Below are 8,235 nucleotides of genomic sequence, written 5' to 3'. Positions count from 1 at the left end.
ACATTAGGTTATATGCTATATCAGCAATTTACTCAATTACTAAAATAAACAAAATACTATCGTGACACTGTACACGTTATTAGGTTTCTAAAAGAGAAAAGGGTAATAACGATTACCCTTTTTATTTATTCTGCTGAAATACGTAGACTGTTTAATAAAGTATCTAATGTTGATTTAGCCTGCTCTAGTTGAGTTTTACCATCAAGACTGTTTGCTATCCATAAAGCAGTTGCCTCTAAACTACCATAAATAAAGAGAGCCAACATTTTTGAGTCAGTCTTGATAAGTATTTTATTCTCAATAAGTTTATCAATCATATTGCTCATTGAGATCACACAATGAGTGGGGAGCTCCGTCAATTTATCACTGAATACAGCACGTGAATCTCGCATAATAATACGTTGAATTTCAGGCTCTAAAGCCATTTCTAAATAAGTATGACAACGCATTGAGAATGCCAACCAAGGATCGTCAATAGTATCGGAAATAGCCTGCAAACGCGCATCCATTTCAGTATCTATTTGTGCAACAACCGCAGATAATAATCCTTTTTTATCACCAAAATGATGATATAACGCTCCCCGCGTTAATCCTACTTGCGCCGTTAAGTCATCCATTGATGCTTCTGCATAACCTTGTTCACAAAAGACTTTTCTTGCTGTTTGTAGCAATAACAGTCGTGTTTCTTCCATTTCAGCACGAGTACGCCTAGCCATTTTGTCTCCTTTTTTAAATATACATACGCAGTGTTTGTATATTTACATTCAGTTCGTATGTATATATGATTTATACATACGCAGTGTATGTATTATCTTTAACCCTCGTCAAAATGGCAAGGATAAACATAAGGAAAACTATGATAAGCACGTATCGAACCCTGTTTAGCTATAAAGGCACACTCTCTTTCACCTTAACGGGAATGGTTGCACGATTACCACTGCCGATGATGGGGATTGGGATCATCATGATGATTTCACAACTTACAGGGAGCTATGCATTAGCGGGAACAATTTCTGCTAGTTTTGTCTTTACTTACGCGATGCTATCACCTCAAATATCACGTTTAGTTGATAATTTTGGGCAATATAGAATTTTACCTTTATTCACATCAATTAGTGTTATTGGAATAGGGGGAATGCTATTAGCAACATGGTTACAGTGGCATATTAGTTTATTATTTATTTTTGCCGTACTGGCTGGTTTTATGCCGTGTATTTCCGCTATGATCAGAGCGAGATGGACTGCAATTTATAAAGAAGATAGTCGTTTACAAACCGCTTACTCATTAGAAAGTGTATTCGATGAAGTTACATTTATTTTTGGCCCCCCCATTTCTGTCACATTAAGTGTCGCTTTTTTCCCTCAAGCTGGGTTATTAATAGCCGCCTTTCTTCTTGTCATTGGTGTATTATTACTGGTCTTACAACGAGATACAGAGCCCGCAATAATATCAATATCATCTGAATCAACATCTAATAACACACAATCAGTGATCCGTTTTCCTCTTGTAAAAATATTAACTGCCATTATGATTTTTATGGGCGTAATTGTAGGTACCATTGATATTTTTAGTGTCGCTTTTGCCAATGCCCAAAAAATACCCGCAGGTGCAAGCCTTGTATTATCAGCCTATGCCGTTGGCTCTTGTTTTGCAGGCTTATTTTTTGGCACGTTAAAATTATCAACACCATTACACCGTTTATTATGCTTAGGTGGTATCGCAACTTTTCTCACTATTTTGCCTCTAGTTTTCGTAGGCTCTATTTATAGCTTAAGTTTTGTCGTATTCATTTCGGGGATCTTCTTTGCTCCTATGATAATCGTGACAATGTCACTGATTGAGAAAAATGTACCCGAAAATCAGCTAACTGAAGGAATGACATGGTTACTTGCGGGATTAAATGTAGGTGCAGCAATTGGCGCAACATTAACAGGACAACTTGTTGATTATTCAGGTGTTCAATCTGGTGTATGGGTTGCAATTGGAGCAAGTGCTTTAGTGATGTTAAGTGCATTTTTAGGTTTTCAACACATTCATCATAAACATAGTAAAAACGATGCCTAAGATATCAGCAAAAATTAATGACAATATCTTAGGCTTTTCAAATCAACGACTGCGATTTAACAACATTAAACCAAGGAAATAGCTACCCCCTAAAATCGCCACTAAAGTTCCTGCTGCAATTTGTGCGGGATAAATAAATATTTGCCCAAGCCAATCAGCCCAAACCATCAAGGTTCCACCAATTAACCCTGAAACCATTAATTGTAATTTGATTTTTTGAGCACCGAGTAATATCGCCATATGAGGGGCAACTAGACCAATAAAAGCAATAGGGCCAACAGTTGAGGTCACTAAGGCGCATAACAACGATACAATAATTAATAAAACAATACTTGCCTGCCCAGTATGTAATCCGCGAGCTGAGGCAAAATTTCGACCAATAGATATTAATGCAAGCCAGCGCGTTAATAAGAAGACACTCCCTATAATCAATGTAATTGCGAATGCAAAATAGAGCGCTTGTTCACTATTAACGCGATAAGTCGAGCCAGATAACCACAGTAATATTTTATAACTGCTTAACGAACCTTTAGCTAAGAAAAATTGAATAAAGGCTTCTAAACTCGCGGTTAATGCAATACCCGTTAATATTAAGCTGGCTGGTGCATATTGATGCCGCCTACCTAAGACTAATAAAATAATAATAACAACACCGCTACCTAATAGCGCAATGCCCCACTGTGAGGTTTGTAACGCCCCCCCTAAAACTAAGCTCGAAAGCACTAACGAAAAAGTCGCGCCGGATGAAACGCCTAAAATATCTGGGCTCGCTAATGGGTTATAAATTAAACGTTGCAAAATAACACCAGCAATAGCGAGAGCAATACCTGCAAATAACGCAGTCACTAAGCGAGGTGATCGCAATGCCCATTGGTAAACAGAAGGCATTTCCCAGAACCATGTCTGCTCATTAATATGAATGAAAAGGGTAAGTACTAATCCGAGTATTAATAATACAAATATTCCTATCACTGTATATTGTGATACTGTTTTAGCCTGTGAGTTAATTGAAATCGAAAGCTGATCTTGGGCTCGCATTTTCTTACGGCTAAACCAAATTAGTGCAGGTGCTCCAATCGCAGCAGCGGTAACACCACTCGGAATAACCGTATTAAGCCACTGACCAATCCCTATCGCCAAGCTATCCGTAATAAGTAATAAACATATTCCCATTAGTCCACTAGCAATAAGTTCTTGGCGTGCCGTTCTTGCACCTAATGTTCTAACAATATTAGGTGCAAGTAATCCGATAAAACTAATCACTCCAACGACAGTAATAGAGGCAGAAACTAGCCAAGTGCTTAATATAATAAAAAAAGGCAAATGCAGGTAAAACAGACAATCCTCGAGCAGTTGCACCTTCATGACCCAAACGTAATAATGTGAGAATACGAGGTGCAAAAATAAAAATAAGTACAGCAGGCGCAATTCGAGGTAATAACCAAAAAAACGAATTCCAACCATCTTGAGCCAAATCGCCGGCTCCCCACATAAATATATTCTGAGCGAATTGAGAGTTTAATGTCACTAATGCGGTTGCAATAGCAACTAATAAAATATTAACGACCATACCGGAAACGACAAGAGGTAAACCGGTCATATTGCGAATACCAGCAATAATAATCACAAAACCAAAGGCAAATAACGCGCCCATTGTCGCAGCTAATGCACTATGATCCGCAACCCAATCAGTAAACCAGATATTAACAATAACTAACGCTAACCAAGCTCCGGATGAAGTTCCTAATGTTAAGGGTGATGTCAGGTTATTTTGTGTTAATTGCTGCATTAAACTACCGACAACACCAAATATTCCTCCGATGAGCAGTGTCATGGCTAAACGAGGTAATTGGGCATGAAGAAAAAACACATCAGCGAATGATGCGTGTATTTCTGAATGTCTTAATAAATACCATTGGCGAGATAATGAAAGAGAATTATCAATTTGTAAGCTGATGACGCTTAATAAGATAATTGCCAAAAAATAGAAAGTATATTGCTTAATTTTCATTATTGGGTGCCATATCTAATAAGCTTTCTGTAATGGCTTCTGCCATTAACGTTAACGAGGTCACTCCACCATAATTCCAGACGGGTTTTACTGAATGAAAATGCCCATTCTGAACAAATGGCATGGCTTGCCATAATACGGATTTTTGCAGTTTATTTTCATCGGGAAAGGGTAGCATATAAAGAACATAACCTTGTTTAATATGCTGCAACACATTCATTCTTCTTTGGTCAATTCCCCAAGGCTGAGGCGGTAACGATATTGCTGACTTTAATCCCAGCTTATTAATTACATATTCCGTTGTTGAATTTTTTGTGTATAAAAAACACGGATGTTAATGTAGAAAAACGGATTACTTCTACTTCTGGTAACGTAATAAATGACCGTTGTAGTTTTTCTCTTAATTGTGCAAAAGTGCTGTCCATCTCAGCTAATTTTTGCTGCGCAAGCGCTTCTTTTCCCAAAAGAGTGGCGAGGGTATTAAAATGCGCTAAAGCCACCGTGGCAGCATTATCTTGACGAGAAAAATTAGGTAAATACACAACTGGGGCGATAGTTTGTAATACCGGCAATAAATCTTGTTGTGAACTTGACGCTAAAATAAGATCTGGCTTTAACGCTGCCATTTTTTCTAAATTAGGTTCTGCCCGCATCCCCACTTCTTCAATAGTGTTTGGGGCAATAGGGTGAGCCACCCATTGGTTATACCCAGTAATTTCCGTCGCACCGACGGGAATTACATCCAGCGTTAATATTTGCTCCAGTAAATCCCAATCTAAAACAATAATGCGTTGCGGTATTTTATTGGTATTTGGCGTAGCATTAACGATGGGGGCGAGTAATAAAATAAACAGTCCAAAAGACAGCGATTTAACTATTTTTTGTAATATTAGACGCATACCACCGCCACTTTATGTTGTTTTAAACCTTTATTATCAGGGTGCTCAATCAGTTTAATGGGGGTTTCATAAAGTTCGGAAAGTCGTTCATCATCAAAAAGTAATGAAGCTTCACCTTCAAACGCAATTTTGCCTTTTTTAAGTGCGATGATATGCGTGGCATAACGTAAAGCAAGGTTAAGATCATGCAAAATAACGATAATACCAACGTGCTGAGTTTGATTTAACTCACTCAACAATTCCATTAATTGATATTGATGATGTACATCTAATGCTGATGTTGGTTCATCTAAGATTAAAATAGGTGATTGTTGAGCGAGTAACATAGCAACCCAAGCCCGTTGACGTTCACCACCAGATAAATCATCAGCAAGTGTGTCAGCAAAAGGAAGGACTCCCGCTTTTTCCATTGCCATGGTGATAATTTCATCGTCTTTTTTATTCCAACGACCTAATGTTCCACGCCAAGGAAAGCGTCCTAGACGGACTAATTCTCTGACCGTTAATCCTGCTGAAGCAGGAAGCTTTTGAGGGAGAAAGGCGATTTTTTTAGCCAGTTCACGAGGCTTATAATGTGAGATATTGCTGTTATTTAGTGTAATCAATCCACTATCTGGGGCTTGTTGACCTGATAACAAACTGACCAAAGTCGATTTTCCTGAGCCATTATGACCGAGCACAATGGTTAATCCTAGATTTGAAATACGCAGTGAGGGAATGGATAAAATAGTGCGTCCACCGCGATCCATTTGAATATTTGAGAGTTCAAACATAGTCACTCATTTATAAAATGATATTCCGCCTTTTATTATATGATTAACAACAAAAGGCGAAATAATAAAAAAAATTACCAGCGATATTTTGCATTCAATAAGACAGAACGAGATTGCCCGTAATAACAGTAATAATCACAACCAGAGAGATACTCTTTATCAAGAATATTGTTGATGTTTAACTGTAATTGCCACTGTTTATTGAAATCATAGGTTGCAGCCATATCCCATAATGTTGCGCTAGGTACTGTTAAATCACTACTCTTAGGATTATCTTTAGATTTACCTAAATAACGAATACCCGTTCCTAACGTTAAATCTTGAGTTCCCGTAATTGGGATCGTGTAACTTCCCCAAGCCGATGCCGTATGTTTAGGAATGAGACCAGCTTGTTGTTTACCTTTATTACCCGTGTCATCGGTTTGCATATCGGTATAGGTGTAATTGGCTTTTAACGCTAAACGTTCCGTTAATTGCATTTCACTTGTTACTTCAACACCTTTTGAGGTTACTTTACCTGTTTGTGTCGAAACAAATGTCGTTGGGTTTGCAACCAGCGCATTCTTCTGTGTGATATCAAACCAAGCTATATTAAGGTAACCATCCATAAAATCAGGTGTATATTTTATTCCTGCTTCAATTTGGTCACCTTTTAATGGTTTATACAGATCTTTAGTTGCAGGATCGATAGTACTCATCACCTCAAAAGACTCGGAATAGCTCACATAAGGAGATAGTCCATTATCTGCTAAGTACATTAATCCTGCATTGAGGCTAAACTCACTATCAGTACGCGATTTATCCTCGTTTTTGCTTTTGGCTTTATTTTCTGTTTTCACCCAATCTTGTCGTACTCCAGCCATCGCAACCCAACGACTATCAAACTTAGTTTGATACTGTGAGTAAAGGCTATACTGTGTTTTATCAATGGTGCGATTGACATTATTAGCAGGGTTAAGCGGGGTATATTTACCGTAAATAGGGTTCCATGGATTGATCGTACTAAAGCTGTAATTATCTTGCTCATCACCTTTGGTTTGGTGATATTGCAATTCCGCCCCCGCTAATAATGTATGTTCAAAATTATCCGTATCCCATTCACCAACAATATTATTATCAAAAGAGATACTTTGATTTTTACCATCACGGAAAACAACGCCACGATTCAGTTCTGTTGCTGTAATATCTGAATTAGGGAATGCATAGACACTACGCAATAACAGATCGTTATAACCATAGTTTAAACGTTGAGAAAAACGCCAAACATCATTGATACTACTTTCTAATAAATAACCTGCTGAAATTTGGGTACGTTTATATTTATCGTATCCCGGTTCACCTAAGTTAGTTGACGGTTTAATTTTCCCAAAAGGGGATGAAATTAATGTACCGGCAGCGGGGAAGAAAGGATTGGTTGGTGTGCCATCATCATGCAAATAGGTCGCCATAAAGGTTAGTGCGGTATCGTCAGTCAGATTAATCGCGACACTTGGCGCAAGATAAATACGCTCATTATCAGTGTGAGATAATTCTCCATCTGACTTTTTCATTAATCCAACAAGGCGATAACGCACACGTTTATCATCAGTTGTATTCGATACATCAAAACCTAATCCACGCTGGTCATTATTTCCAACCTCAAGAAATACTTCATTTTGAGATTTGAAACTAGGTTTCTTTTGTACGACGTTAACTGCACCACCGGGTGTCGACTCACCAAATAAAACCGCTGACGCACCTTTTACCACTTCAATTTGTTCAAAGCCATAAGGCTCTAATAACCATGTGTAATAGCCATCACGGAAAAGGCGACTGTTATCTAAATAAGTTGCAGCTTCAAAACCCCGCACGCGAAGCCAATCAGTATCGTTATCTGCACCAAAAGGCTGAGAAACAACACCGGAGGTATAACGTAACGCTTCATCGAGTTTTTGAGGGGCATGTGTTTCGAGATCTTTTTGAGAAATAACAGAAACGGATTTAGGTGTTTCTTGCAAGCTAGTATTTACTTTTAGAGCCTGAGCACTAACAACAAGTTTCTCAACTTGTTCCGTTTTTGCCGTTTCTTCCGCAAAAGCCTGTGTAGTCAAAATAAAAGGAAGGGTGGCAGAACAAAGTAATGCCACAGGTTTCAATTTAAATGCATAAAAATTAATCACAATGAGTCACCGAATAATAATCATTACTATTACCACTATTATTCATGCAATTGATACTAAGGTAAATTAATTTATGCAAAAATGCCTATAAATGATAATTTTTTGGGGTAATAAACTGTTTATATCAATACAAGGAAGTCATTCGCCGACAGAAGTGCTGCGATATAGCTAAACATAAAGTTCACATCCTGTGACTTAGCAGAATAACTCTATATTATTATTGGTGAGATAAAAAAATTATTTGATAAGAGGTTGGCATTTCTTATTGTGAAAAAAAAAGCTCGATAAATACTATCAAGCCTTTTTTTATTTATTGCTTTATCACTGC

8 protein-coding genes are annotated in these 8,235 nt (G+C 37.8%); 1 reads left to right on the top strand and 7 read right to left on the bottom strand.

Annotated features, from left to right (window positions below):
* Nucleotides 1-125: 125 nt before the first annotated feature.
* Nucleotides 126-716 (bottom strand): TetR/AcrR family transcriptional regulator, encoded by a 591-nt coding sequence (locus BHE89_RS05035; RefSeq protein ID WP_069367186.1) that lies wholly within the window; start codon nt 714-716, stop codon nt 126-128.
* Between the two features lie 140 nt (nt 717-856).
* Between BHE89_RS05035 and BHE89_RS05030 the strand changes: the two genes are divergently transcribed.
* A complete protein-coding gene (locus tag BHE89_RS05030) occupies nt 857-2,065 on the top strand; it encodes an MFS transporter (protein ID WP_069367187.1) in 1,209 nt (402 codons plus the stop codon).
* A gap of 42 nt (nt 2,066-2,107) precedes the next feature.
* Here BHE89_RS05030 and BHE89_RS05025 read toward each other — a convergent pair whose 3' ends face one another.
* The 6 genes from BHE89_RS05025 to BHE89_RS05010 all read right to left on the bottom strand — a co-directional run bounded on the left by BHE89_RS05025 (nt 2,108) and on the right by BHE89_RS05010 (nt 7,907).
* On the bottom strand, nt 2,108-3,424 hold the full coding sequence (locus BHE89_RS05025) for an iron ABC transporter permease (RefSeq protein WP_286145900.1): 1,317 nt from the start codon (nt 3,422-3,424) through the stop codon (nt 2,108-2,110).
* A complete protein-coding gene (locus tag BHE89_RS25040) occupies nt 3,321-4,076 on the bottom strand; it encodes an iron chelate uptake ABC transporter family permease subunit (protein WP_286145899.1) in 756 nt (251 codons plus the stop codon). The genes BHE89_RS05025 and BHE89_RS25040 overlap by 104 nt, the downstream gene beginning before the upstream one ends.
* Nucleotides 4,066-4,290, bottom strand: coding sequence for a hypothetical protein (locus BHE89_RS25035; protein WP_286145898.1), 225 nt, complete (start codon nt 4,288-4,290; stop codon nt 4,066-4,068). The genes BHE89_RS25040 and BHE89_RS25035 overlap by 11 nt, the downstream gene beginning before the upstream one ends.
* A 70-nt stretch (nt 4,291-4,360) precedes the next feature.
* Complete coding sequence (locus tag BHE89_RS05020; protein WP_286145897.1) at nt 4,361-4,975, bottom strand: ABC transporter substrate-binding protein; 615 nt, start codon at nt 4,973-4,975, stop codon at nt 4,361-4,363.
* Entirely contained in the window at nt 4,966-5,748 is a 783-nt protein-coding gene (locus BHE89_RS05015) for an ABC transporter ATP-binding protein (RefSeq protein WP_069367189.1), read from the bottom strand. The genes BHE89_RS05020 and BHE89_RS05015 overlap by 10 nt, the downstream gene beginning before the upstream one ends.
* Before the next feature lie 74 nt (nt 5,749-5,822).
* Complete coding sequence (locus BHE89_RS05010) at nt 5,823-7,907, bottom strand: TonB-dependent siderophore receptor (RefSeq protein ID WP_069367190.1); 2,085 nt, start codon at nt 7,905-7,907, stop codon at nt 5,823-5,825.
* Between the last annotated feature and the right edge of the window lie 328 nt (nt 7,908-8,235).

The sequence above is a fragment of the Shigella sp. FC1967 genome, assembly GCF_001743005.1.
GTDB lineage: Bacteria > Pseudomonadota > Gammaproteobacteria > Enterobacterales > Enterobacteriaceae > Proteus.
Note: the sequence above shows the minus strand (reverse complement) of the source record. Positions and strands in the feature narration are given on the sequence as shown.

Coding starts and splice junctions, on each gene's coding strand:
- BHE89_RS05035 (WP_069367186.1), bottom strand. CDS start 716: ATGGCTAGGCGTACTCGTGCTGAAATGGAAGAAACACGACTGTTATTG.
- BHE89_RS05030 (WP_069367187.1), top strand. CDS start 857: ATGATAAGCACGTATCGAACCCTGTTTAGCTATAAAGGCACACTCTCT.
- BHE89_RS25040 (WP_286145899.1), bottom strand. CDS start 4,076: ATGAAAATTAAGCAATATACTTTCTATTTTTTGGCAATTATCTTATTA.
- BHE89_RS05020 (WP_286145897.1), bottom strand. CDS start 4,975: ATGCGTCTAATATTACAAAAAATAGTTAAATCGCTGTCTTTTGGACTG.
- BHE89_RS05015 (WP_069367189.1), bottom strand. CDS start 5,748: ATGTTTGAACTCTCAAATATTCAAATGGATCGCGGTGGACGCACTATT.